Source organism: Streptomyces sp. NBC_00464 (assembly GCF_036013915.1).
In the GTDB taxonomy this organism is placed as follows: domain Bacteria; phylum Actinomycetota; class Actinomycetes; order Streptomycetales; family Streptomycetaceae; genus Streptomyces.
On record NZ_CP107899.1, the window covers coordinates 1,116,725 to 1,140,446 of the forward strand.

17 protein-coding genes are annotated in these 23,722 nt (G+C 71.5%); 9 read left to right on the forward strand and 8 right to left on the reverse strand.

Annotated features, from left to right (window positions below):
* Window positions 1–20: 20 nt before the first annotated feature.
* On the forward strand, window positions 21–1,508 hold the full coding sequence (locus OG912_RS04805; protein ID WP_327708324.1) for a hypothetical protein: 1,488 nt from the start codon (window positions 21–23) through the stop codon (window positions 1,506–1,508).
* A 22-nt stretch (window positions 1,509–1,530) separates the two neighbouring features.
* Here the strand turns inward: OG912_RS04805 and OG912_RS04810 are convergent, their stop codons facing one another.
* From OG912_RS04810 to OG912_RS04820, 3 genes are all read right to left on the reverse strand, one after another.
* A complete protein-coding gene (locus OG912_RS04810; RefSeq protein ID WP_327708325.1) occupies window positions 1,531–2,166 on the reverse strand; it encodes a histidine phosphatase family protein in 636 nt (211 codons plus the stop codon).
* Between the two features lie 127 nt (window positions 2,167–2,293).
* Complete coding sequence (locus OG912_RS04815; RefSeq protein ID WP_327708326.1) at window positions 2,294–3,193, reverse strand: aminoglycoside phosphotransferase family protein; 900 nt, start codon at window positions 3,191–3,193, stop codon at window positions 2,294–2,296.
* Window positions 3,194–3,333: 140 nt separating this feature from the next.
* Window positions 3,334–3,699 (reverse strand): MerR family transcriptional regulator, encoded by a 366-nt coding sequence (locus tag OG912_RS04820; protein ID WP_327708327.1) that lies wholly within the window; start codon window positions 3,697–3,699, stop codon window positions 3,334–3,336.
* A 59-nt stretch (window positions 3,700–3,758) separates the two neighbouring features.
* Between OG912_RS04820 and OG912_RS04825 the strand changes: the two genes are divergently transcribed.
* Entirely contained in the window at window positions 3,759–4,670 is a 912-nt protein-coding gene (locus tag OG912_RS04825) for an aldo/keto reductase (RefSeq protein WP_327708328.1), read from the forward strand.
* 114 nt (window positions 4,671–4,784) lie between these two features.
* Here OG912_RS04825 and yicI read toward each other — a convergent pair whose 3' ends face one another.
* Together yicI and xylB are read right to left on the reverse strand one after the other, a co-directional pair.
* A complete protein-coding gene (gene yicI / locus OG912_RS04830) occupies window positions 4,785–7,040 on the reverse strand; it encodes an alpha-xylosidase (RefSeq protein WP_327708329.1) in 2,256 nt (751 codons plus the stop codon).
* Window positions 7,041–7,101: 61 nt separating this feature from the next.
* Complete coding sequence (xylB, locus tag OG912_RS04835) at window positions 7,102–8,580, reverse strand: xylulokinase (RefSeq protein WP_327708330.1); 1,479 nt, start codon at window positions 8,578–8,580, stop codon at window positions 7,102–7,104.
* Window positions 8,581–8,847: 267 nt separating this feature from the next.
* On the opposite strand from xylB, the gene xylA reads away from it, so the two are divergent.
* From xylA to OG912_RS04860, 5 genes are all read left to right on the forward strand, one after another.
* Window positions 8,848–10,014, forward strand: coding sequence for a xylose isomerase (gene xylA / locus OG912_RS04840; RefSeq protein ID WP_326739475.1), 1,167 nt, complete (start codon window positions 8,848–8,850; stop codon window positions 10,012–10,014).
* Between the two features lie 171 nt (window positions 10,015–10,185).
* Window positions 10,186–11,424 (forward strand): ABC transporter substrate-binding protein, encoded by a 1,239-nt coding sequence (locus OG912_RS04845; RefSeq protein ID WP_326740816.1) that lies wholly within the window; start codon window positions 10,186–10,188, stop codon window positions 11,422–11,424.
* An 11-nt stretch (window positions 11,425–11,435) separates the two neighbouring features.
* Entirely contained in the window at window positions 11,436–12,407 is a 972-nt protein-coding gene (locus OG912_RS04850; protein WP_326739474.1) for a carbohydrate ABC transporter permease, read from the forward strand.
* A 5-nt stretch (window positions 12,408–12,412) separates the two neighbouring features.
* Window positions 12,413–13,267: a carbohydrate ABC transporter permease gene (locus OG912_RS04855; protein ID WP_327708331.1), complete on the forward strand. Its 855-nt coding sequence runs from the start codon at window positions 12,413–12,415 to the stop codon at window positions 13,265–13,267.
* Window positions 13,268–13,275: 8 nt separating this feature from the next.
* Window positions 13,276–14,655, forward strand: a complete 1,380-nt coding sequence (locus OG912_RS04860) for a GH1 family beta-glucosidase (RefSeq protein ID WP_327708332.1) — start codon at window positions 13,276–13,278, stop codon at window positions 14,653–14,655.
* 68 nt (window positions 14,656–14,723) lie between these two features.
* Here OG912_RS04860 and OG912_RS04865 read toward each other — a convergent pair whose 3' ends face one another.
* Window positions 14,724–15,953: an ROK family protein gene (locus tag OG912_RS04865; RefSeq protein WP_327708333.1), complete on the reverse strand. Its 1,230-nt coding sequence runs from the start codon at window positions 15,951–15,953 to the stop codon at window positions 14,724–14,726.
* Window positions 15,954–16,193: 240 nt separating this feature from the next.
* On the opposite strand from OG912_RS04865, the gene OG912_RS04870 reads away from it, so the two are divergent.
* On the forward strand, window positions 16,194–18,200 hold the full coding sequence (locus OG912_RS04870; RefSeq protein WP_327708334.1) for an FUSC family protein: 2,007 nt from the start codon (window positions 16,194–16,196) through the stop codon (window positions 18,198–18,200).
* Window positions 18,201–18,285: 85 nt separating this feature from the next.
* Here OG912_RS04870 and acnA read toward each other — a convergent pair whose 3' ends face one another.
* A complete protein-coding gene (gene acnA / locus OG912_RS04875; RefSeq protein WP_327708335.1) occupies window positions 18,286–21,000 on the reverse strand; it encodes an aconitate hydratase AcnA in 2,715 nt (904 codons plus the stop codon).
* Window positions 21,001–21,251: 251 nt separating this feature from the next.
* Complete coding sequence (locus OG912_RS04880; protein ID WP_327708336.1) at window positions 21,252–22,337, reverse strand: helix-turn-helix domain-containing protein; 1,086 nt, start codon at window positions 22,335–22,337, stop codon at window positions 21,252–21,254.
* A 99-nt stretch (window positions 22,338–22,436) separates the two neighbouring features.
* On the opposite strand from OG912_RS04880, the gene OG912_RS04885 reads away from it, so the two are divergent.
* Entirely contained in the window at window positions 22,437–23,708 is a 1,272-nt protein-coding gene (locus OG912_RS04885) for an MFS transporter (RefSeq protein WP_327708337.1), read from the forward strand.
* The last annotated feature ends 14 nt before the right edge of the window (window positions 23,709–23,722 follow it).

Consider the following 23,722-nt stretch of genomic DNA (forward strand, 5'->3'; position numbering starts at 1 on the left):
CCGCGGGCCCGTCGCGCGTCATGAAGATCGTGACGGACATGGACGACATGATGCTCGACGAACTCAGCGAGATCTGGGACGACATACGCGAGAACTACGACACATCCAACAACAGCGCCTACGACCGGACGGTGCTCGACTGCGCCGCCGATCTCGCCGCCGACCCCGGTGGCGATTCGGCCTATGCGTGGGCGATCGGGCTGGCGATAATGGCCCCCTACCTCACCTGGCTGCCGGGTGCAGGCGTCGCACAGCAGGCTGTGACGGCGCTGGAGGCGGCTGACAGGGCTCTGCGGGACCGCAGTTGCCCGCACAGCTCGCATCCCTACGAGAGCCACGAAGACGAGGCGGACGAGGACCTCGCCGGGCTGCTGCCGGCACTCGCCGACGAGACGGCGGACTGGAACGAGGAGCGTCCTCGGGACGAATGGCGTTGCCCGCGCAACGCGGCCGGATTCGCGCGGATCGCTCTGGACATCGTCCACCCCGGATCGGCCACGGACATACCGCCCCGTCTGCCGGCGGAGGCGAAGGACAGCATCAGTACGCTGTCGGCACTGCTGCACGGGTACCCGAAGCCGTGGACCGACATCAACGAAGAGATCAGCGGCCAGGCGTCGGAGCTGTCCTGTGCGGCCCCGGCGGACCGTGCCGGGCGTCTGATGGTGGTCAGGGCCGCGACCTGGTACGCGGTCTCCGGCATGGTGCGTGCGAAGTCCGTACTCGACCGCCTGGTAGGGGCGGTGGAGGAGGCGCTGCCCCACTTCACCGACCGCGACTGCGCCCACGACGGGCATCCGGCCCTGCCGAGCAGCGGGCCGAACGCCGCGGAGCTCGGCATCATGCTGAGCAGTGCCGGCGGCCGGGAGATCTTCGAACGGCGCCGCATCGCGGCGGGCCGGAACACCCCGCTCGACGAACTCGTGTGCCCGGTGCTCATCGCGGAGGTCGCACAGGAGACTCTGTCGTTGCTGCGCAAGCGGCGCGACGAGCTCTTCGGGGAGCGCGACACCTCGCACGCAGACGCCGAATACCTGCGTGCGGACGGCAGGCTGGACATCGGGAAGCTCGTGGAGCGGACGGACAACAAGAGCTGGAACGAGGAGTACGCCGACGATCTGGCTCTGTGGGCCGCCCGTCGTCACGGGCAGTCCGCCGACGATCGGGATCGCACCGTACTGCTGCTCGTGGCCCACCAGGCGACGGCCATCTCCTACCCGAGCCCTCCGCTCTCCGTCGTCCGGGGCGTCCTGGCCACCATGCGCGCAGTCGCTGCGGCTCCCCTGCCCGCCGAGTGCCTGCATGAGGACGAGCATCCAGTGATGCGGCGCGCGGAGTTCCGCGCCGGCATGTCCCACTTCTGGGCCCCGGAGGAGTTCCCGCCGGGCGAGGACGCCCGCAGCGCGGAGTCCTGGACCTGCCCGCGGTTCGCGGCTGCGGTCGCCGAGGAGACCATCGGCGACCTGGCGGACCTCTACGAGGAGGACGAGCTCGCCGACGAGGGCTGACGTCCGGCGAGCCCCCTCAGGGCTACGGGGTGTCCGGGACCGCGGTGGGGAACAGGCTCTCCGGCAGGGTCACGTTCCACGCCGTGATGACCGGCTGGCCGTGTTCCCTGCCGAGCCGGGACACGGCGCCGGTCGCGAGCTGGAAGAGCGTGCCCTCCGCCGGGGTCAGGCCGAGGTAGCGGGCCGTCAGGACGCGCAGGAAGTGGGAGTGCGCGACGAGCACGATGTCCTCGTCCCCTGCGCGTTCGGCGGCTTCCCCGACCTCGGCCAGGATCCGGTCGGCCCGTTCGCCGACGGCCGCCGGGGTCTCGCCGGGGTGCGCCTCGGGGCCGGCGGTGACGCCGTCGGTCCAGAGGTTCCAGTCGGGGCGGGTGAGATGGATGTCGTGGGTGGTGATGCCCTCGTAACCGCCGTAGTCCCACTCGCGCAGCTCGGGGGTGATGCGGGGCGCGACGAGACCCGCGAGTTCGGCGGTGCGCCGGGCCCGTACCGAGGGGCTGACCAGGGTGAGCGCGATGTGCCGGTCGGCGAGCAGGGGGGCGAGGGCACGGGCCTGGCGTTCGCCGAGGGGTGTCAGGGGCAGATCGGTGTGGCTCGTGTGCTGTCCGTTCCGGGACCACTCGGTCTCGCCGTGCCGGATCAGGATCAACTCGCCCATGTGAAGGCCATCCGCTCTCAGTGCTGTTACCGCTCACGTGCTGTCGATGGTGCGAACCCGCTGGTCCACGATCGCATTCCTTGCCTTGGTGAGGCGGGCGGGCGCGCCCGGGAGTGACCGGATGCGGCTACGAGCGCTGCCGCTGGTCGGCGAGGATCTCCGCGATGACGTGCCGTGCGGTGTCCACCATGAACGCGTTGGTGCCGCGGTAGTACTGGAGCTCCATCAGTGCGATCGACAGCGCCCAGCCGATGCCACGCGCCCAGGTGTCGTCGTCCGCCTCGACCGCGGTGCGGAAGGTGTCGCGCGCCGCGGCGGGCAGTACGTACCAGGCTGCGATCAGGTCGACGGCCGGGTCACCCAGGCCGAGGCAGCCGAAGTCGATGACGGCGGTGAGCCGGCCGTCGGCGGTCAGCATGTTCCCGGGTTGCAGGTCCGCGTGGATCCAGACGGGAGGACCGGTCGGTGCGGGTGCGCGCAGGGCCGTCTCCCAGATCTCGGCTGCCGTCACGACGTCGGTCTCGGTGCGCAGGTCCGCGAGGGCCTCGCGGACTGCGGCGTCCCGGGCGGCCAGGGGCTCGCTGCGGTAGGACGGGGGCCCGTCGGCGGGGTCGATGCGGTGGAGGGCGGTGACGAAGCGGGCCAGGTCCCGGGCGAGCGGGGCGGCTTCGGAGGTGTCGCCGACCGTCGGGCAGTCCCCGTCGAGCCAGCCGTAGACGGACCAGGGGTGGGGGTAGCCGTCGCCGGGCACGCCCGCGCCCAGCGGTACGGGGATGGCAACCGGGAGCGAGGGCGCGAGGCGCGGCAGCCAGCGGTGTTCCTTGGCGGTGTCGTCGGCCGAGCCCGCTGTACGGGGAAGCCGCACGACCAGGTCCGCGCCGAGCCGGTACATCGCGTTGGCGGTACCGGCGGCACCGACGCGCTCGACGGGGAGGCCGGACCAGTGCGGGAACTGCGCGGTGATCAGCCGGCGGACCAGGGCGTCGTCGGTCCCGGGCTCGTCGGCGTGCATCCTGCCCCCGCTCATCGGCACCTTCCGGATCAAGAGGTCTCCCTGGTCACCGGACATACGACCTCGGCGGGGATCCGTCCGTCAACGCCTTTCCGGAACACCGGCCGAGGGCTGTCGCCGTCGGCGACGAGAGCGGGACAGGATCCGGCCGCGTCTCAGACCGCCGTGCGCTCGCTGAGGTCCAGCAGGGCGACCAGCGAGGCGCGGCTGCGCTCCAGGTCGGTGATCCGCTCGTTCACACCGGCCAGCTGCCCGCGCAAGTAGTCCCAGGTGCAGGCGGCCAACGCAGGTGCGTCGTCCGGCCCCGCGCCCTCCACGCAGGGCAGCACCTCGCGAATCACCGCCGTCGGCAGGCCGGCCGCCAACAGGTGGCGGATCCGGCGTACGGTCCCCGGCGCGTCCGGACCGTATCGGCGGTGCCCCCCGGAAGGGCGCTCGGAGGCGAGTAGTCCCTGCTCCTCGTAGTAGCGCAGCAGCCGCGGGCTGACCCCGGTCTCCCGGGCGAGATCTCCGATCTTCATGTGACCCCCCTCACATCTACTTGAATCTCACATCGGTGTCAGATCGTAGCGTCACGGCCATGACGAACGAGAGCCCCACCACCATCAAGGCCACCTTCGACCTGGGCGGCGACCTGACCGTGCGCCGGATCGGCTACGGCGCCATGCGCCTGGCCGACGGACCCGCGGCCCCCGGCTCCGACCCCGCGGCCGCCGCCATCTGGCGGGCCCCCACCGACCGGCCCGCGGCAATTGCACAACTTCGCCGGGCAGTTGAGCAGGGAGTCGACCTGATCGACACCGCCGACGCATACGCCCTGGGCGCCGGCGAGGAGCTGATCGCCGAGGCCCTGCACCCGTACGACGGGGTGGCCGTTGCCACCAAGGTCGGTGTGGTGCGACCGGGACCCGCCGAGTGGGTGCCTCTGGGGCACCCCGCATACCTGCGCCAGCAGGCCGAACTGAGCCTGCGCCGACTGCGGGTGGAGCGGATCGATCTGCTCCAGCTGCACCGGATCGACCCGGCGTACCCGCTGGCCGACCAGTTGGGCGCACTGAGACAGTTGCAGGACGAGGGCAAGGTCCGGCACATCGGGCTCTCCGAGGTCTCCGCCGGGCAGTTGCGCGAGGCCGTGGCCATCACTCCGATCGCCGCGGTGAACAACCTCTACAACCTGACCGCCCGGCATTACGAGGCGGTGGTCGATCTCACCGCCGAACTCGGCATCGCCTTCCTGCCGTTCTTCCCTGTCGCCATGGGCGCCCACGCAGGCCCACAGAGCCCCGTGGCCGCCGTGGCCGGCGAACTGGGCGCGACGCCCGCCCAGACGGCCCTTGCCTGGCTGCTGCACCGCTCGCCGACCCTGGTTCCGATCCCCGGCACCTCCTCCCCGCAGCACCTCGAAGAGAACCTGGCCGCCCTCCAACTGCAGCTCTCCGAAGACCAGTTCGCCCGGCTCTCCGCGCTCGGTGCCGAGGACGGCACCGCGTGAACGGCATCGCCCGGTCGGAGCAGCGGGACTCCGCGGTACGCCTCCACGCATCCCGCGGCCGGCCCCTCCGCCCGGGCGCACCCGGCGCCGCGAACGAAGGGGCCGGTCTCTTTCTCAGCCCTTGACGACCTCCAGCGCCGCGTCGCCGACGACCACGACCTCGTACGGCCGGTCCGTGTCCGCCGTGACGCGGAGCGTGCCGCCCTCGCGGACCAGTTCGTACGTGGCGGCGGGGGCGCCCGTGAGGTCGGGGACCGTCACCGTGCGGGTGAAGTCGCCGAGGCCCTCGGGGGCGTACACGCGCAACTGGAGGTTCTGCGTCCAGTCGGCGTCGGGGCGGGAGGCGTCCGCGCCGAGCGGCAGGACCGCGCCGGGGCGGACCAGGAGCGGGAGGCTGTCGAAGCCGTGGGTGTCGTGGTGCCAGGCGGGGCCCGTGACGGTCTCGCCGGTCAGGAAGTGGGTCCAGGTGCCCTCGGGGACGTAGTACTCGACCTGGCCGTCCTCGCTGAAGACCGGCGCCACCAGGAGGTCCGGGCCCAGGAGGTACTGGCGGTCCACCGTGCGGGTGGCCGGGTCGTCGGGGAACTCCAGCAGCATCGGGCGCATGGTGGGGACGCCGGTGCGGTGGGCCTCGACGGCGGCGCCGTACAGGTACGGCATGAGGCGGTGCTTCAGCTCGGTGAACTGCTTGGCGACCGCGACGGCCTCGTCGCCGAACTCCCACGGCACCCGGTAGGACGAGGAGCCGTGCAGGCGGCTGTGCGAGGAGAGCAGGCCGAAGGCGAGCCAGCGCTTGAAGACCGCCGGGTCGGGTGTGCCCTCGAAGCCGCCGATGTCATGGCTCCAGAAGCCGAAGCCGGAGAGGGACAGGGAGAGTCCGCCTCGCAGGGACTCGGCCATCGCCTCGAAGGAGGACCAGCAGTCGCCGCCCCAGTGGACCGGGAACTGCTGGCCGCCGGCGGTCGCGGAGCGGGCGAAGAGGACGGCCTCGCCCTGTCCGCGCTCCTTCTCCAGGATTTCGAAGACGGCCTTGTTGTACAGGTGCGTGTAGTAGTTGTGCATCCGCTCCGGGTCGGAGCCGTCGTGCCAGACGACGTCGGTGGGGATGCGCTCGCCGAAGTCCGTCTTGAAGCCGTCGACGCCCTGGTCGAGGAGGGTCTTCAGCTTGGCCTGGAACCAGGCGGTGGCCTCGGGGTTGGTGAAGTCGACCAGCGCCATGCCGGCCTGCCACTTGTCCCACTGCCAGATGTCGCCCTCGGGGGTGAGGACGAAGTAGCCCTTCTCCGCGCCTTCCGCGTACAGGGCGCTCTTCTGCGCGATGTACGGGTTGATCCAGACGCAGATCTTCAGGCCCTTGTCCTTGAGCCGGGCGAGCATGCCGGCCGGGTCGGGGAAGGTGTCCGGGTCCCATTCGAAGTCGCACCACTGGTACTCGCGCATCCAGAAGCAGTCGAAGTGGAACACGGAGAGCGGGATGCCGCGCTCGGACATGCCGTCGACGAACGAGGTGACCGTCGCCTCGTCGTAGTCGGTGGTGAACGAGGTGGTCAGCCAGAGGCCGAAGGACCAGGCCGGCGGGAGGGCCGGGCGGCCGGTGAGCGCGGTGTAGCGGGTGAGGACGTCCTTGGGCGTGGGCCCGGCGACGACGAAGTACTCCAGGACCTGGTCCTCGACGCTGAACTGCACCTGGCCGACGGCTTCGGAGCCGACCTCGAAGGAGACCTTGCCGGGGTGGTTGACGAAGACGCCGTAGCCGCGCGAGGAGAGGTAGAACGGGACGTTCTTGTACGCCTGTTCGCTGCTGGTGCCGCCGTCGGCCTGCCACATGTCGACGACCTGGCCGTTCTTGACGTACGGGGTGAACCGCTCGCCGAGGCCGTGGATCGTCTCGCCGACGCCGATGGCCAGCTGGGCGAACATGTGGTGCCCGCCGTCCTGGACCGTGGCGAAGGCGGTGCCCTTGCGTCCTGCGGCGGTCAGCAGGCGGCCGTCCGCGTCCAGGAACTCCAGGCCGAAGTCGCCCTCGGTGGGCAGCCGGAGGGTGAGGGGGCCGCTGGTGAGTTCGGCGGTCGGGCCGTCGTTACGGGTGGTGGCCGGGGCGTCCTCGGTGGCGCCGGGGAGGGCGAAGTCCGGGCCGGGGCGGCGCTTGCCCGAGAGGTGGGTGACGCGGACACCGATGATGCCTTCGGCGGGGGCGTACGCCTCGACCGTGATCAGGGGGGCGTTCAGGGTGTCCCCGCGCCGCGTCACGCGCTTGACGGCGGCGTGGGCGGTGAGGCGGTCGGCGTCGAGGCGGAGGTCGCGGATTTCGGTGGCGTACGAGGCGTTCACACCGTCTCGCATCTGCCAGAAGCCGTCGGTGAACTTCATGGGGGGTCTTCCTTAGCCGGTGGTACGGGGGGTGTGCGGGGGTACGTCGTCAGGGGTGCGGTTACGTCGTCAGGAGTGCGGGTGCCGCCCGGTCGAGGACCGACGTCACCCGGTCCCAGGTCGCCGCGTCCCGGGGCACGACGGGCAGTTCGCGGCCCTCACCGGCGCCCCACTCCGTCGCCAGGGCCACCGGGTCGCGGCCGGTGGCGGCGCCCGCGGCGAGGGCGGCCGCTCCGAGGGCGACGAGCTCGGCGGAGTCCGGGAGGATCACCGCACGGCCGGACAGCCGGCGCACGGTCTCCACCCACATCGTGCCCCGCGCTCCCCCGCCGATCAGGCGCAGCGGTGCGTCGGGCGCGTCGAGGGGCAGCTCGTCCAGGGCGCGCAGGACGGCGACGACGGCGCCCTCGTAGGCGGCGCCGAGGATCTGCTGCCGGGTCGTGTCGTGCCGCAGCCCGTGCAGGAGGCCGGAGGCGGCGGGGAGGTCCGGGGTGCGCTCGCCGTCCAGGAAGGGCAGCAGCACGGTCTCGCCGCCGGGTGCGGCGTCCTCGCGCTCCAGGCCGAGCAGCTCGGCGACCTTGTCCACGGCGAGGGTGCAGTTCAGGGTGCAGCCCAGCGGGAGGCGGGTGCCGTCGGTGGCGGCGAATCCGGCGAGCAGCGCGGAGTGCGGGCGGTTGCGGGTGGCGGCGAAGACGGTGCCCGAGGTGCCGAGGCTGACGACGGGGTGGTCGAGGAGCCCTTCGGCGCCCAGCCCGAGCCCGACCGCGGCGGCCATGTTGTCGCCGGTGCCGGCGGCGACGGGGATGCCGGCGGGCAGGCCGATGGCCTGGGCGGCCTCGGCGGTGAGGTGTCCGGCGCGGGTGGCTCCGGTGGCGGCGACCGTGGACAGCATGTCCGCGCGGATGCCGGTGAGGGCGAGCAGCTCGGGGTCGTAACCCTGGGTGGCGGGGTCGTACCAGCAGGTGCCGGACGCGTCGCCGGGGTCGGTGACGGCGGCGCCGGTCAGCCGTTCGGTGAGGAAGTCGTGCGGGAGGCGGACGGCGGCGGTCGCGGCGGCGGTGGCCGGTTCGTTCTCGCGGAGCCACATCCACTTGGCGGCGGTCATCGAGGCGACGGGCACCGAGCCGGTGCGGTCCAGCCAGGCTTCCCTGCCGAGTGCGGCGGTGAGGGCGGCGGCCTGCGGGGCGGAGCGGGTGTCGTTCCACAGGAGGGCGGGGCGCAGGGGCCTGCCGTCGGCGTCCAGGGTGACCAGTCCGTGCTGCTGGCCGGCCACGGCGATCCCGGTGACGGCGGCCGGGTCCAGGCCCGATTCGGCGAGGGCGGCGGCGACGGCCGTGCGCAGGGCCTGCCACCACTGCTCGGGGTCGCTCTCGCGGGCGCCGCCCTGGCCGGTCACGGTGTGCGGGGCGCGGCCCACGGCGAGCAGCCGGCCCGTCGCGGTGTCGACGACGGCGGCCTTGGTGGACTGGGTGGAGCTGTCCACGCCGATGACGGCCGATACCGGTGCGGTGGCCGGGTTTCTGGCTGGTCGCGACGGCATGTCGTACCTCGTTCCTGTGGGTCCCGATTTTGATCGTACACAAAACAAATAATTCTTCGAAGCGCTTCGACGCACCCGGAAGCGGCCCACAGCCCGCCCCGCCTGGGCAGCAAGACCCCACAGCTGACTGCCATGTTGTCCCTATGTGACGCATGTGTCACAGAAGTGGTCTAGAAACAAACGTCGAGATGCCGTATTAGTACTGCCAGCAAACAAATCGGTCGGACGGCAGAGCAGCCGCCCGGGCCATGTCGAAGAGGCAGCAGAATGTCGAATCGCTTCACCCCCACCCCCGCCGACCGGTTCACCTTCGGGCTCTGGACCGTCGGCTGGCGAGGCAACGACCCCTTCGGTGACGCCACCCGCCCCGCCCTGGACCCGGTCGAGTCCGTCGAGCGCCTCGCGGAACTCGGCGCGCACGGTGTGACGTTCCACGACGACGACCTGATTCCCTTCGGGTCCTCGGACAGCGAGCGCGCCGCGATCATCGCGCGCTTCAAGGGCGCTCTGGACCGCACCGGTCTCAAGGTCCCCATGGCCACCACCAACCTCTTCACGCACCCCGTCTTCAAGGACGGCGGCTTCACCTCCAACGACCGCGACGTCCGCCGCTTCGCGCTGCGCAAGGTCATCCGCAACATCGACCTCGCCGTCGAGCTGGGCGCCGAGACGTATGTCGCCTGGGGCGGCCGCGAGGGCGCCGAGTCCGGCGGGGCCAAGGACGTGCGGGTCGCGCTGGACCGGATGAAGGAAGCGTTCGACCTCCTCGGCGAGTACGTCGTCGACCAGGGCTACGACCTCCGCTTCGCCATCGAGCCCAAGCCGAACGAGCCGCGCGGCGACATCCTGCTGCCCACCGTCGGCCACGCCCTGGCCTTCATCGAGCGCCTGGAGCGCCCGGAGATGTACGGCGTGAACCCCGAGGTCGGCCACGAGCAGATGGCCGGGCTGAACTTCGCGCACGGCATCGCCCAGGCCCTGTGGGCGGGCAAGCTCTACCACATCGACCTCAACGGCCAGTCCGGCATCAAGTACGACCAGGACCTCCGCTTCGGCGCCGGCGACCTGCGCCAGGCCTTCTGGCTCGTCGACCTGCTGGAGAGCTCGGACTACGCGGGCCCGCTGCACTTCGACTTCAAGCCGGTGCGCACCGACGGCATCGACGGGGTGTGGGAGTCCGCGAAGAACTGCATGCGCAACTACCTGATCCTCAAGGAGCGGGCGCTCGCGTTCCGCGCCGACCCGGCCGTCAAGGAAGCGCTGGCCGCCTCCCGTCTGGACGAGCTGGCGCAGCCCACCGCGGCCGACGGCGTCAAGGCCCTGCTCGCGGACCGTTCCGCGTACGAGGACTTCGACGTGGACGGCGCCGCCCAGCGCTCGATGGCGTTCGAGGCGCTCGACCAGCTCGCCATGGAGCACCTGCTCGGCGTCTGACGCCACGGGGTGTCCGGCGGAGCGCCGCCGGACACCCCCACTCCCCGGGCGCGGGCCTGCCGGACCCGCGCCGGGGCGGATGGATCCACCTCGCCGGGACACAGTGGTCCCCGCGGGCCGGCACCCCTCTCACGCAAGGGCACCATCGTGACAGCACCTTCTCCGGACGGCATGCGCCGGCCGCGCCGCCGTCTCAACCGGCGGGTCATCGTCCCGCTCACCGTCGTCTCCGCACTGCTCGGCGGTGTCGTCCTGTCCGGCTGCGGGCAGCAGCGGGATCCTGACGTGTACACCGTGATGAACTCGTCGACCGACGAGTCCTACCACCGCTGGGACGCCCAGACGCTGGCCCGGTGCAGCAAGTCGCTCGGGGTGAAGATCGAGCAGCAGAGCGTCCCCGCCTCGCAGGTGATGACGAAGGCCCTGCGGATGGCGTCCTCGAAGTCGCTGCCCGACGTGCTCCAGCTGGACGCGTCCGAGATGCCGACGTTCGCCGAGGCGGGCGGGCTGATCCCGCTGAAGGACCTCGGTCTGACGACGAAGGACATCCCCGAGGGGATCGTCAACTTCGGCTCGTACGACGGGAAGTACTACGGGGCGGCGCGCACCGTGAACACCCTGGCGCTGTTCTACAACAAGGACACGCTCGACAAGGCCGGTCTGAAGGTGCCCACCACCTGGGCCGAGATGCAGGACACCGCGAAGAAGCTCACCCAGGGCAAGCGGTACGGTCTGGCGCTCAGCGCGGGCGGTGCGGAGGACGGCGTCTTCCAGTTCACCCCGTTCATGTGGTCCAACGGCGGCGACGAGACGAAGCTCGACAGCCCGCAGGTGGCCGGGGCGCTGGACTACTGGAAGGCCCTCCTCAAGGACGGCTCGCTGTCCAAGTCGACGGTCAACTGGACCCAGGCCGATGTGAACGACCAGTTCATGGCCGGCAACGCCGCGATGATGATCAACGGCCCGTGGCAGGTCGAGAGCCTCAACGCCAAGAAGGGTCTGAACTGGGGCATCGCCCAGATCCCGGTCCCGAAGGCGGGCGACGACTCCGTGGGCCCGCTGGGCGGCGGAATCCTGACCGTGCCCAACACCGGTGACGAGGCGCGGGAGAAGATGTCCGCCAGGATCATCGGCTGCATGTCGGGCGAGCAGGAACAGATCACCTACGCGATCAACAGCTGGATGGTCCCGGCCAACGAGAAGGCCGCCGCCGTGTGGCGCACGAAGGCGCCGGAGCTGGCCGCCCTCGCCGACCAGGTCGCCACGGCCCGTTCGCGTACCGCCAAGCTCGGCGCGCAGTGGTCGTCCGTGTCGCTGGCCCTGCAGAGCGCCTTCCAGTCCGCGCTCACCGGTGAGTCCAGCGAGGCCGCTCTCAAGCGTGCCCAGCAGCAGGTCACGAGCGGGAACTGAGGTAACGAACCATGTCATCCACCACAGCCTCGGCCGCCGCGCTGCCGGCCGACCCGAAGGCCCCCGCGGCCGGTGCGGTCAAGAAGCCGGTGAACCCGCGGAGCGCCAAGCGGCGCAGGACACTCGCCCAGTGGGGGTTCATCGCCCCCGCCGTGATCTTCATGGCGCTGTTCTTCGGCTACCCGCTCGTCCGCAACATCGTGATGAGCTTCCAGGACTACTCGCCGTCCACCTTCTTCACCGGCGAGGCCCCGTTCAACGGCCTCGACAACTGGAAGAACGTCTTCAACGACGGGCTGTTCGGCAAGGCCCTGTGGCAGACGATCCTCTTCACGGTCGGATCGCTCGTCGGCCAGTTCTGCATCGGCCTGGCCCTCGCCGTCTTCTTCACCCGCCGTTTCCCGCTGAACGGGATCCTGCGCTCGCTGATCCTGCTGCCGTGGCTCGTCCCGATGGTCGTCTCCGGCATCGTGTGGCGGCGCATCTTCGACCAGGACACCGGTGTCCTCAACTCCTTCCTGGGCACCGTCGGCCTCCCCGGTGACACGCCGTGGCTGACGAGCACCAGCATGGCGCTGTTCTCGGTGGTCCTGGTCAACATCTGGATCGGCATCCCGTTCAACATGGTGATCCTCTACGGCGGCCTCCAGGAGGTCCCCAAGGAGCTGAACGAGGCCGCCTCGCTCGACGGCGCGTCCGCCTGGCGTACGTTCCGCTCGGTCACCCTGCCCATGCTCAAGCCCGTCATCACCGTGGTGCTGGTGCTCGGCTTCATGTCGACGGTCAAGATCCTCGACCTGGTCCTCGCCCTCACCGACGGCGGGCCCGCCGACTCCACCCAGACGCTCGGCACGCTCACGTACCAGAACTCCTTCGTCCAGATGGACTTCGGGGCCGGTGCCGTGGTCGGCAACATCCTGATCCTGATCTCCGCCGTCTTCGCGGTGTTCTACCTGCGGGTCAACCGCAACGAGGGGAAGTGACCGGCATGGCGACCACCACCCAGATCCCCGCCGCCCCGGCTCCCGCCGTCCACCGGCCGAAGCGCCGCTGGGGAGCGACCGTCTTCGGTCTCGCCGTCCTCGCGGTGATGCTGTTCCCGCTGTACTGGATGATCAACACCGCGCTGCAGCCGGACGCGGGCCTGGTCGACGTCGGCCCGGTTCCCACGAGTGTGGACTTCTCCGGCTTCACCTCCGCCCTCAGCGATCAGGGCGGCAACCTGCTGACCTCGCTGGCCGTGGCGCTCGGCGCCGTGGCCATCTGTCTGGCGATCTCCGCTCCGGCGGCGTACGGCCTGGCGCAGTTCAAGCTGCGCGGCAGCAAGACGATCGTCTTCGGCACGCTCATCACCCAGATGGTGCCGGGCATCGTCATCGCGAACGCCCTGTACAGCGCGTACGTGGACCTCGGCCTGGTCAACTCCTACTTCGGCCTGATGCTGGCGGACGCCTCGCTGGGCATCCCCTTCGCCATCGTGCTGATGCGCTCGTTCATGGTGTCCATCCCGCGCGAGGTCATCGAGGCCGCCGAGGTCGACGGCGCCGGCCGCATCCGTACGTTCATCCAGGTCGTCCTGCCGATGAGCCGCAACTCGCTGATCACCGCCGGGCTGTTCTCGTTCCTCTACGCGTGGAGCGACTTCATGTTCGCGCTGACGCTGAACACCACGGACGACGTCAAGCCGATCACGCTGGGCATCTACCAGTACATCGGCGCGCACGTCGGTGACTGGGGTTCGGTCATGGCCGCCTCGGTACTCTCGGCCGTGCCCGCCGCGATCCTGCTCGTCCTGTCCCAGAAGTACATCGCCGCCGGGATCACCGGCGGCTCGGTCAAGTAAGGGTTTCCATGAGTGACTTCCCGGTCTTCCCGCCCGGTTTCGTCTTCGGCGCGGCCACGGCCTCGTACCAGATCGAGGGCGCCGTGGATGAAGACGGCCGCGGGCCGTCCATCTGGGACACCTACAGCCACACGCCCGGAAGGACCGACGGCGGTGACACGGGTGATGTGGCCTGCGACCACTACCACCGCTACCCCGAGGACGTGGCGCTGCTGCGCGACCTGGGTGTGGAGTCGTACCGCTTCTCGATCGCCTGGTCCCGGATCCAGGCCACCGGCAGCGGGGCGGTCAACCCCAAGGGGCTGGACTTCTACTCCCGGCTCGTCGACGAGCTCCTCGAAGCGGGCATCGAGCCGGCCGCCACGCTCTACCACTGGGACCTGCCGCAGGCCCTGGAGGACAAGGGCGGCTGGCGGGTACGCGAGACCGCGGAGCGCTTCGGTGAGTACACGGCGATCATGGCGGAGCACCTGGGCGACCGGGTGCCGCGCTGGATCACGCTGAACGAGCCGTGGTGCAGCGCGTTCCTCGGCTACTCGGTCGGCCGGCACGCGCCGGGCGCGAAGGAGGGGCGCGGCGCCCTGGCCGCCGCGCACCACCTGCTCGTCGGCCACGGACACGCGATGACCGCGCTGCGCGCGGCGGGCGTCCGCGAGGCGGGCATCACGCTCAACCTGGACCGCAACGTACCGGCCACCGAGTCGGACGCCGACCTGGCCGCGGTCGTCCGTGCGGACACCCAGCACAACCTGGTGTGGACCGAGCCGATCCTGGCGGGCCGCTACCCGGTCACCGAGGAGGAGACCTGGGGCGAGCTGATCACCGCGCAGGACTTCCGGCGCGAGGGCGACCTGGAGCTGATCTCCCAGCCGATGGACTTCCTGGGCATCAACTACTACCGCCCCATCGTGGTCGCCGCCGCCCCGCACCGCGAGGCCGACCCGGCGCTGCGGGTCGCCACCGACAACCGCTACAGCGAGGGCGAGTACCGGGGCGTCCGCAAGACGGCGATGGGCTGGCCGGTCGTGCCCGAGTCCTTCACCGATCTGCTGACCGCGCTGAAGCAGACCTACGGGGACGCGCTGCCGCCGGTGCACATCACGGAGAACGGCTCGGCGGAGTTCGACACCGTGGACGCGGACGGCGCGGTGCGTGACGCGGACCGGGTCGAGTACCTGCAGACGCACCTGACGGCGCTGCGGGCGGCCATGGACGCGGGCGTCGACGTACGCGGCTACTACGTCTGGTCGCTGCTGGACAACTTCGAGTGGGCGCTCGGCTACGCGAAGCGGTTCGGGATCATCCGGGTCGACTACGACACCCTGGAGCGCACGCCGAAGGACAGCTACCGCTGGTATCAGGAGCTGATCGCGGCGCACCGGAAGTAGTCCGGTCGGCCTCCTGCCCCCGTTCGCCCTCGAAGCGGACGGGGGCAGTGCGTTGCGTGCCCCGGCCCTCAGCGCGCCGCGTACGCCGCCGGGTCCGCAAGCACCCCGCGCACCACATGGGCCGCCGCGCCCCGTGCCGCGTCGCCGGAGAGCGAGGAGGCCCGCAGCCCGCTGCCGTCGGTGCGCCACCGGCCCGACACCACGCGGTCCGTGAGCTGTGCCTCGGCCGCCGCCGCGAGCCACGGCATCAGGTCGCGGTAGATGCCGCCCAGGACGACGCTGTCCAGATCGAAGAGGTTGACCGCCCCGGCCAGCACCACGCCCATCCGGTCACCGGCCGCCCGCAGCACCTCCAGCGTCCCCGGGTCGCCCTCCCTCGCCCGCTTCTCCAGCTCGCCGAGCCCGCGCACACCCGCGGCCGGATCGATACCGGCGGCCCGCAGCAGCGCCGCCTGACCGGCGTACTGCTCAAGGCAGCCGCGCGCGCCGCACCCGCACAGCGGCCCTTCCGGGTCGACGACCACATGCCCGACCTCCCCCGCGAAACCGTGGGCGCCGCGCAGCAGTTCGCCGTGGAGCACCAGAGCGCCGCCGACGCCGATCTCGCCGGTGAGATAGAGGAAGCAGCCGGCGTCGCCGAGGCCGCCGAACCACAGCTCGGCCAGCGCCGCCAGATTGGCCTCGTTGTCGGAACTGACCGCCAGCGCGCGCCCCGCCGGCCGCAGCGTGCTCAGCGCCTGGCCGAAGATGCCTTCGGCCGCGACGCGGTACCAGCCCAGGTTGGGTGCCTGGCGGACCATGCCGCCGGAAACGAGTCCGGGCAGGGCCAGCTCGACGCCGACGGCCCGCAGACCCTGCTCGCCGGTCGAGGCGATGACCCGGTTGGTGAGCCGGGCCGCATGGGCGAGGACCTCGGCCGGCGGGGTGTCGCGGTTGTCGATGTGTTCGGTGACGCGGACCCGGTCGGTGCCGGTGAGCCCGACCGCGCACACCGACACATAGTCGATGTTGATCTCGACGCCGAGGCCTGCGGGGCCGGTGTCCGACACCTTCAGCACGGTGCCGGGGCGTCCGGCGCTTCCGCTGAACGTCTTGCCGGACTCGGTCAGGTGGTCGAGCGCCAGGAGCTCCTCGACGAGCGAGGAGACCGCGGCGCGGGTCAGCCCGACGCGGGCCGCCACCCGGGCGCGGGTCACCTCGCCCTCCTCCAGGACGGCGCGCAGGACGAGGCCGAGGTTGTTACGGCGCACGGACTCGGTTCCGGCCTTGGCGCCGGGCGAGGTGGGATGGATGGTCATCAGGCCTTCGAGCGTAGGGCCTCGCCCGCGGATGCCGTGCGCGACCCCGCGGACGACCTGCGGTTTCGTGCCGGTACCGGCGTGCGGCAGCGGACCGTACCGAACGATCACACGCCCGAAACATCGCCGCAGCCCGCCCGACAAGTCCCCCTGTTACGTTCGCTGTACGCGGCCGCCGTTGCCCGCTCCACCCCCGCCCCCGGACCCCGTGGTCCGGCCGGTGAACGAGGAGGATCTGCGGTGCACGTTCCGCCAGACAAGGCCGACCGCTCAGGACCGCGGCGCCACGCGCCCGCCTGGCTCGCCCACGTGACCCGTCTGCGCCGGGCCCCCGTGCCCCGTACGGCGATGGTGCGCGGCGCGCTCGGCGCGGGCCCCCTGCTCGGGGCCGGTATCGCGCTGGGGCAGCCGGGTGCGGGCGTCCTCGCCGCGCTCGGGGCGATGCTGGCCGGCGTCAACGACCGTCCGGGAACCCGCCGCAAGGGGCTCGTCCACATAGGGCTGCCGGCCGCGGCGGGATCGACGGGGCTGCTCGTCGGCGCACTGGTCGCGGACGCGACGGGGCGGTGGGCGGCGGTCCCCGTGCTCTTCCTGGTGGGCTGGGTCTCCGGGGCGCTCAGCGCCAGGGGCGGTGTGTGGTCGGCGGCCGCACTCCAGATGCTGGTCGCCACGACGATCGGCATGGGAATGCCGCTGGCCGGACCCGCGTGGCTGAAGGCGCTGTGCTTCCTTTCCGGCGCGGGCTGGCTGGTCCTCCTCCGGCTGCTGCTGCGCACCCCGCGCTCACGGAACGCGACGCGGTGGAGCGGTGAACGCGAGGCCGTCGCCGCCGTGTTCGACGCGCTCGCCGACGCGCTGGGCGCGCTCGGCGGACCGGGGGCGCCGTCCGCCCGACGCGCACTGGTCGCCGCGCAGCAGCAGGCCGACGAGGCGCTGCGGCTGATGCGGCTGCTGCCCTGGCCGCGCCGGGCCGGCGGCGCGGACCGCGCCCTCGCCGAACGCTTCGGCGCCGGGGTCGCGCTCTGCGAGGCGAGCATCGCGCTCCTGTGGGAGGGCAGGCCCGTGCCGGACACCGTGGCCGAGGGCCCCCGGCGGCTCGCCGCGGCAGTCCGTTCCGGCGGACCCGCGGGTACGCTGCCGAGCCCGCGCCCGGACACCGTCGAACGCCTCGCCCTCGACCGGGCGGTGCTGGAGGCCGCGGTGGTCTTCGACCGGACGACGGCCGGCGCGCCCGCTCCGCAGCGCCCCGAGCACCGGCGCACGGCCGGTCCGGACTCCGGTTTCCGCCCGGGTCTGTTCACGCCCGCCGGACGCGAGTACGGGCTGCGCGTGGCGCTCTGCGTCTCGGTCACGGCGGCCGTCGCGCTGCTGCTGCACGAGGACCACTGGTACTGGCTGCCCGCCACCGCCGCGTTCCTGGTGAAGCCCGACATGGGCCCGCTGTTCTCGCGCGTGGTGAACCGGTTCGCCGGGACCGTGGCCGGGGTCCTCGCCTTCGTCGCGCTCATGGCCGCGCTCGGTGGCCTCGGCCCACCGCTCGTCGTGGCGGCGGTCGTCGTGGCCGGGGCCCTGGTCCCGCTGTCCACCCGCCACTTCGCGTTCCAGACCGCGGTGATCACCGTGCTCGTGCTGTCGTTCGTGCACACCGCGGGTGATACCGAGGCGGCGGCGTCCCGGCTGCTGGAGACGTTCCTGGCCTGCGTCATCGTGCTGCTCGTCGGCCATCTCCCGCTGGTGGCCGATCCCCGGGTTCGTGTCGGTCACCGGTTCGCCGTCACGCTGCGCTGCACGGAACGGTATCTGCGCCATGTGCTGGACGCGCCGGACCCGGCGGGGGGCGGCCGGCAGCGGGGCGACGTACAGGGGCTGGCGCTGCGCGGCGCCGCGTACCGGGCGCTCGCCGAGGCACGGGCCGCGGCGGAGACCGTCGCGGCCGAGCTGCCCGGTCCGTTCGGCGGGCGGCGCCACGACTGGTCGGCGGTGACGGTGGCCGCCGAGCTGGTCGTCGACGCGGCGACCGCGTGCGCGCTGCGGGTGGAGAACGGGGTGCCGCGGCCCTCGTCCGGTGACGCGGAGCGCGTGACGACGGCGCTGTCCGTGCTGGCGGACGCCCTGGAGGACGGCCACCGCACCGCGCGTCCGGCGCCGGGCCCGGGTCCGCGGGACTGCCGGTCGCTGCGCGATGTGATGACGCAGCTGCACGGCATTCACCGGCTCACCACGGCGGGTGCCCTCACCCGGACCTGACGCGGGGCCTCCCGTCCGGAACATGCGAGAGGGCCGCACCCCCGTCACCGGGGATGCGGCCCTCTCGCCGTACTGCCGCTGATCCCTACTTGCGGATCAGGCTGCGGAGCACGTACTGCAGGATGCCGCCGTTGCGGTAGTAGTCCGCCTCACCGGGGGTGTCGATGCGGACGACGCCGTCGAACTCCACACCGGTGTCGGTGGTGACCTTGACGGTGCGCGGGGTGGTGCCGTCGTTCAGCTGGGTCACGCCGGTGAAGGAGAAGGTCTCCTCGCCGGCGAGGCCCAGGGTCTCGGCGGTGTGGCCCTCGGGGAACTGGAGCGGGAGGACGCCCATGCCGATGAGGTTCGAGCGGTGGATGCGCTCGTAGGACTCGGCGATGACGGCCTTGACGCCCAGGAGCGCGGTGCCCTTGGCCGCCCAGTCGCGGGACGAGCCGGAGCCGTACTCCTTGCCCGCCAGGATGACGAGCGGGGTGCCGGCGGCCTGGTAGTTCTGCGAGGCGTCGTAGATGAACGACACCGGGGCTTCGGCCTGGGTGAAGTCGCGGGTGAAGCCGCCCTCGGTGCCCGGCGCGATCTGGTTGCGCAGGCGGATGTTGGCGAACGTGCCGCGGATCATGACCTCGTGGTTACCACGGCGCGAGCCGTAGGAGTTGAAGTCACGACGCTCGATGCCGTGCTCCGTGAGGTACTTGCCGGCCGGGGTGTCGGCCTTGATCGCACCGGCCGGGGAGATGTGGTCGGTGGTGACCGAGTCGCCCAGCTTCGCGAGGACGCGGGCGCCCGTGATGTCGGAGACCGGGGTGGTCTCCATCGTCATGCCCTCGAAGTAAGGGGGCTTACGGACGTAGGTGGACTCGGCGTCCCACTCGAAGGTGTTGCCGGTGGGGATCGGGAGCGCCTGCCACTGGGCGTCGCCCGCGAAGACGTCCTGGTAGGACTTGTTGAACATGTCCTCGCCGATGGAGTTGGCGACGACGTCGTTCACCTCGGCCTCGGAAGGCCAGATGTCGGCGAGGAAGACGGGCTTGCCGTCCTGGTCGACGCCGAGGGCGTCCTTGGTGATGTCGACCTTCATCGAACCGGCGATGGCGTACGCGACGACCAGCGGCGGGGACGCCAGGTAGTTCATCTTGACGTCGGGGTTGATCCGGCCCTCGAAGTTACGGTTGCCGGAGAGCACCGAGGTGACGGCCAGGTCGTGGTCGTTGACCGCCTTGGAGACCTCTTCCGGCAGCGGGCCGGAGTTGCCGATGCAGGTGGTGCAGCCGTAGCCGACGAGGTTGAAGCCGACCTTGTCGAGGTACGGGGTCAGGCCCGCCTTGTCGAAGTAGTCGGTGACGACCTTCGAGCCCGGGGCGAGGGTGGTCTTGACCCACGGCTTGCGGGTCAGGCCCTTCTCGACGGCCTTCTTCGCCACGAGCGCCGCGGCGACCATGACGTACGGGTTCGAGGTGTTGGTGCAGGAGGTGATCGCGGCGACGGTGACGGCGCCGTGGTCCAGCTCGTACGTGGTGCCGTCGGGGGCGGTCACGGTGACCGGGTTCGACGGGACGCCGTTGTGGGTGGCCGGCGAGTCGGAGGCCGGGAAGGACTCCTTGCCCGCCTCCTCGTCGTCCGAGACGTAGTTGCGCACGTCCTGGGCGAACTGCGCCTTGGCGTTCGCGAGGACGATGCGGTCCTGCGGGCGCTTCGGGCCGGCGATGGAGGGGACGACCGTGGAGAGGTCGAGCTCCAGCTTCTCGGAGAAGTCGGGCTCGGCGGCCGGGTCGAGCCAGAGGCCCTGCTCCTTGGCGTACGCCTCGACGAGCGCGACCTGCTGGGCGTCGCGGCCGGTCAGACGCAGGTACTTCAGCGTCTCGTCGTCGATCGGGAAGATCGCGGCGGTGGAGCCGAACTCCGGCGACATGTTGCCGATGGTGGCGCGGTTCGCGAGGGAGGTGGCGGCGACGCCCTCACCGTAGAACTCGACGAACTTGCCGACGACGCCGTGCTTGCGGAGCATCTCGGTGATGGTCAGCACGAGGTCGGTGGCGGTGGTGCCGGCCGGGAGCTCGCCGGTCAGCTTGAAGCCGACGACGCGCGGGATGAGCATGGAGACCGGCTGGCCGAGCATCGCGGCCTCGGCCTCGATGCCGCCGACGCCCCAGCCCAGCACACCGAGGCCGTTGACCATGGTGGTGTGCGAGTCGGTGCCGACGAGGGTGTCGGGGTACGCCTGGCCACCGCGGACCATGACCGTACGCGCCAGGTGCTCGATGTTGACCTGGTGGACGATGCCGGTGCCCGGGGGGACGACCTTGAACTCGTCGAAGGCGGTCTGGCCCCAGCGCAGGAACTGGTAGCGCTCCTTGTTGCGGCCGTACTCCAGCTCGACGTTCTGCGCGAACGCGTCGTTGGTGCCGAACTTGTCGGCGATGACGGAGTGGTCGATGACCAGCTCGGCCGGGGCCAGCGGGTTGATCTTCGTGGCGTCGCCGCCGAGCTCCTTGACGGCCTCACGCATGGTGGCGAGGTCCACGACACAGGGCACACCGGTGAAGTCCTGCATGATCACGCGGGCCGGCGTGAACTGGATCTCCTGGCTGGGCTGAGCCTGGGAGTCCCAGCCGCCGAGCGCCCGGATGTGGTCGGCGGTGATGTTCGCGCCGTCCTCCGTGCGGAGCAGGTTCTCCAGCAGCACCTTCAGGCTGTAAGGGAGGCGCGCGGAGCCCTCGACCTTGTCCAGCTTGAAGATCTCGTACGACTCGTCGCCCACGCGCAGCGTGCTGCGGGCGTCGAAGCTGTTCGCCGACACGACAGTCTCCTTCATCAATGTGCGCGTAACTCCGCGCCGCGCCTCACTACGGCGGGCGCCGCGTGGTGCCGCTTCGGCCACCCGACCATCCGCTAAGGTAAGGCTTAGTTAGGTAGCCCTTACTGTGCGGCGGTCCGCTGTGCACCTTCGGCATATATCTCGATGTCGAGATAACTCTAGTACATGACCGCGGAAGGGTCATGTCAGGGCGTGCCCGACCGCCCTCATCCGCTCCGCCGGACCGGAGCCACTCAGCGCAGTACGGCCGCCAGCAGGTCGGTCCCCAGCGCCGTCAGATCGGGCAGGTTGACGGTGTAGCGGACGTAGCGGCCCTGCCGACGGGCCGTGAGCAGGCCCGCGCGGCGCAGGACAGCGAGGTGGCGGGAGACCTCCGGGGGTGAGAGTTCCCAGGCGTGGGCCAGCTCACCGGTGGTGTGCGGGCCGCGGGCCAGGGTACGCAGCAGCCGCAGCCGTACCGGATGCGCGAGTGCCTCCAGCCGTAGCGTGACCGTTTCCAGCGATACCGGCTCCGCCGGACTCGCCTCGGCCACGGGATACTGCACCACCGGCTGCCATCCGGGCGCGTGGACCACCAGCAGGTGCGGGCGGCCGAAGACGCTGGGGACGAAGGTGACCCCGGTGCCGTGGGCGGTGGTCGCGTTGTCCTGCAGTTTGTCCACGATGATGCAGTTGCCGTCCGGCGCCAGGGTGACGGCGCCGGAGACCGACGCGAGCGCCGCCCCGGTGCCCCGCCGCTTCAGCAGGTCGTTCTTCAGGCGCAGGTCGGTGGCGAGTTGCGCGGCGACGCCCGTCCAGGCGGCGTCGAAGAAGGCGTCGGCGCACTGTTCGAGGGTGTGACGTACCCGTGCCCGCACGGCGGCCGGGTCGGCGAGCAGCCGTTCCGCGAAGGCCTCCTGGAGCGCGCCGCGGGCCTGGGCCAGGTCCAGCGCCCGCTCGCGTGCCGTCGCGTCGACGAGCGGCGACGGCGCGCCGAAGTGGACCCGGTTGCTGCCGCACGTGGTGACGAGCGCGGCGGTCACATAGGTTTCGTCGTCGATCCGGTCCACGTCGTCCAACTCCTCGGCGAGGGTCGGCCGGGGACGGGCGGGGACCAGGAAGTCGGCTCGTGAGGAACGCCAGAGGAACTCCGCCTCCCTGAGCCGCTCGGCCAGCTCCGGCCGCAGGCCGGCCCAGACGTCCCCGGCCCAGCCGGCGAGCTGCGGGTGGTGCGCGGGTTCGGCCAGCACGTGCAGCATCGCGGTCAGCTCGGCCAGCGGGGAGGCGGCGAACCGCAGTCGCCCGGACGGCAGGCCGCTGATGTCGATCCTCAGCGTCATCCCCTCATCATCGCCGGGCGAACGGCCGACGAACGCGTCGATTGACGGTGTCCGTCAACCGGTATGGCCGGCCCGGCGGCCGAACGCACCGTTGGCGCCATGGCAACCACCACCAAGCTCCAGCCGCGCGCCCTCGTCCGCGCCTCCGGAGGCCCCCGCTATGCCGTCGCCCTGGCGGTGGACGCACTCGGAACCGGCATGCTGCGGCCCTTTCTGCTCCTCTACGGGCTCACGGTACTGAGGCTGTCCGCGCCTGCCACCGGCATCGCCATGACGGTCGGCGTCGTCGTCGGCCTGGTGTGCATGCCCGCTGTCGGCCGCTGGCTGGACCGGGGCGCACGCAGCACGGTCGTGGCAGCGTCGATGCTGGTACGGGTGCTGGGCGTGGCGCTGCTGCTGGCCACCCCGGCGGGACACGTCTGGCTGTTCGCCGCGGCGGCACTCTTCCTCGGTATCGGCAACCAGGCATGGCCGGCCGCCCACGCGGCTCTCGTGGCCACGGTCGCCCACGGCCGGGACCGCGACACCGCTCTCGCGGCAGGCCGCGCCCTGCGCAACGCCGGCCTGGGCGCGGGCGCGCTCCTTGCCACCGCATGCCTGACGGGCGGCGCCACCGCATTGCAGGCACTGGCAGCCGTCACCGGGCTCGCCTATCTCGCCGCGGCGGCCCTGGCGTGGTCGGTCCACGTCCACGCCCGTCCGGCCGCCACCCCGGCCAAGGACGGGGACGAGGGGCCCGCGCCCCGCATGCGCGCGCTGCTGGCCGCCAACGTGGTCTACGTCTTCTGCCTCAACGTCCCCGAGATCGCGCTCCCTCTGGTCCTCGTGACGCAGATGCACGCATCCCCGGTGTGGTCGGCAGCCATCTTCGTGGCCAACACGGTGCTGGTGGTCACCCTGCAGGTTCCCGTCACCGTCCTGATGTCCCGCTTCTCCCGGCGGGCCGTGCTGGCCCTTGCCGGCGTGGTACTCGCCGCGTCCTACCTCGGCTTCCTCGCGGCCACCTCACTGGGACACGGCTGGGGCGCCCCGGCCGTCGTCACCGTGTCCGTGGTCTGCACGATCGGCGAGATCATCTACGCCGGCAGCGCCACCGCGCTCGTCACCGCCCTCGCCCCCACCCATCTCCTGGGACGCGCCCTCGCCCGCTTCCAGCTCTCCACGGGCTTCGGCCTCGCCGTCTCACCGGCGGTCATCACCGCTCTCGCCTCCCACGGACCGGCCGCACTCTGGGGCAGCCTCGCCGGTGCGACGCTTCTGTCCGCCTCCGCCGCTGCCACCGAGAAGGATCGAGGAACGCGGCGCGGAGCGGGCCCTGCCGCCTCCGCCGCCCGGTTTCAAGGCACTGAAACCGTCGTGAAACCGCGATGAATGCGCCCTGCCGC

Coding starts and splice junctions, on each gene's coding strand:
- OG912_RS04860 (WP_327708332.1), top strand. CDS start 13,276: ATGAGTGACTTCCCGGTCTTCCCGCCCGGTTTCGTCTTCGGCGCGGCC.
- OG912_RS04885 (WP_327708337.1), top strand. CDS start 22,437: ATGGCAACCACCACCAAGCTCCAGCCGCGCGCCCTCGTCCGCGCCTCC.
- OG912_RS04815 (WP_327708326.1), bottom strand. CDS start 3,193: ATGAGCGGGGGCAGGATGCACGCCGACGAGCCCGGGACCGACGACGCC.
- OG912_RS04880 (WP_327708336.1), bottom strand. CDS start 22,337: ATGACGCTGAGGATCGACATCAGCGGCCTGCCGTCCGGGCGACTGCGG.
- OG912_RS04810 (WP_327708325.1), bottom strand. CDS start 2,166: ATGGGCGAGTTGATCCTGATCCGGCACGGCGAGACCGAGTGGTCCCGG.
- yicI (WP_327708329.1), bottom strand. CDS start 7,040: ATGAAGTTCACCGACGGCTTCTGGCAGATGCGAGACGGTGTGAACGCC.
- xylB (WP_327708330.1), bottom strand. CDS start 8,580: ATGCCGTCGCGACCAGCCAGAAACCCGGCCACCGCACCGGTATCGGCC.
- OG912_RS04855 (WP_327708331.1), top strand. CDS start 12,413: ATGGCGACCACCACCCAGATCCCCGCCGCCCCGGCTCCCGCCGTCCAC.
- OG912_RS04805 (WP_327708324.1), top strand. CDS start 21: ATGAAGATCGTGACGGACATGGACGACATGATGCTCGACGAACTCAGC.
- OG912_RS04845 (WP_326740816.1), top strand. CDS start 10,186: ATGCGCCGGCCGCGCCGCCGTCTCAACCGGCGGGTCATCGTCCCGCTC.
- OG912_RS04825 (WP_327708328.1), top strand. CDS start 3,759: ATGACGAACGAGAGCCCCACCACCATCAAGGCCACCTTCGACCTGGGC.
- OG912_RS04850 (WP_326739474.1), top strand. CDS start 11,436: ATGTCATCCACCACAGCCTCGGCCGCCGCGCTGCCGGCCGACCCGAAG.
- OG912_RS04865 (WP_327708333.1), bottom strand. CDS start 15,953: ATGACCATCCATCCCACCTCGCCCGGCGCCAAGGCCGGAACCGAGTCC.
- xylA (WP_326739475.1), top strand. CDS start 8,848: ATGTCGAATCGCTTCACCCCCACCCCCGCCGACCGGTTCACCTTCGGG.
- OG912_RS04820 (WP_327708327.1), bottom strand. CDS start 3,699: ATGAAGATCGGAGATCTCGCCCGGGAGACCGGGGTCAGCCCGCGGCTG.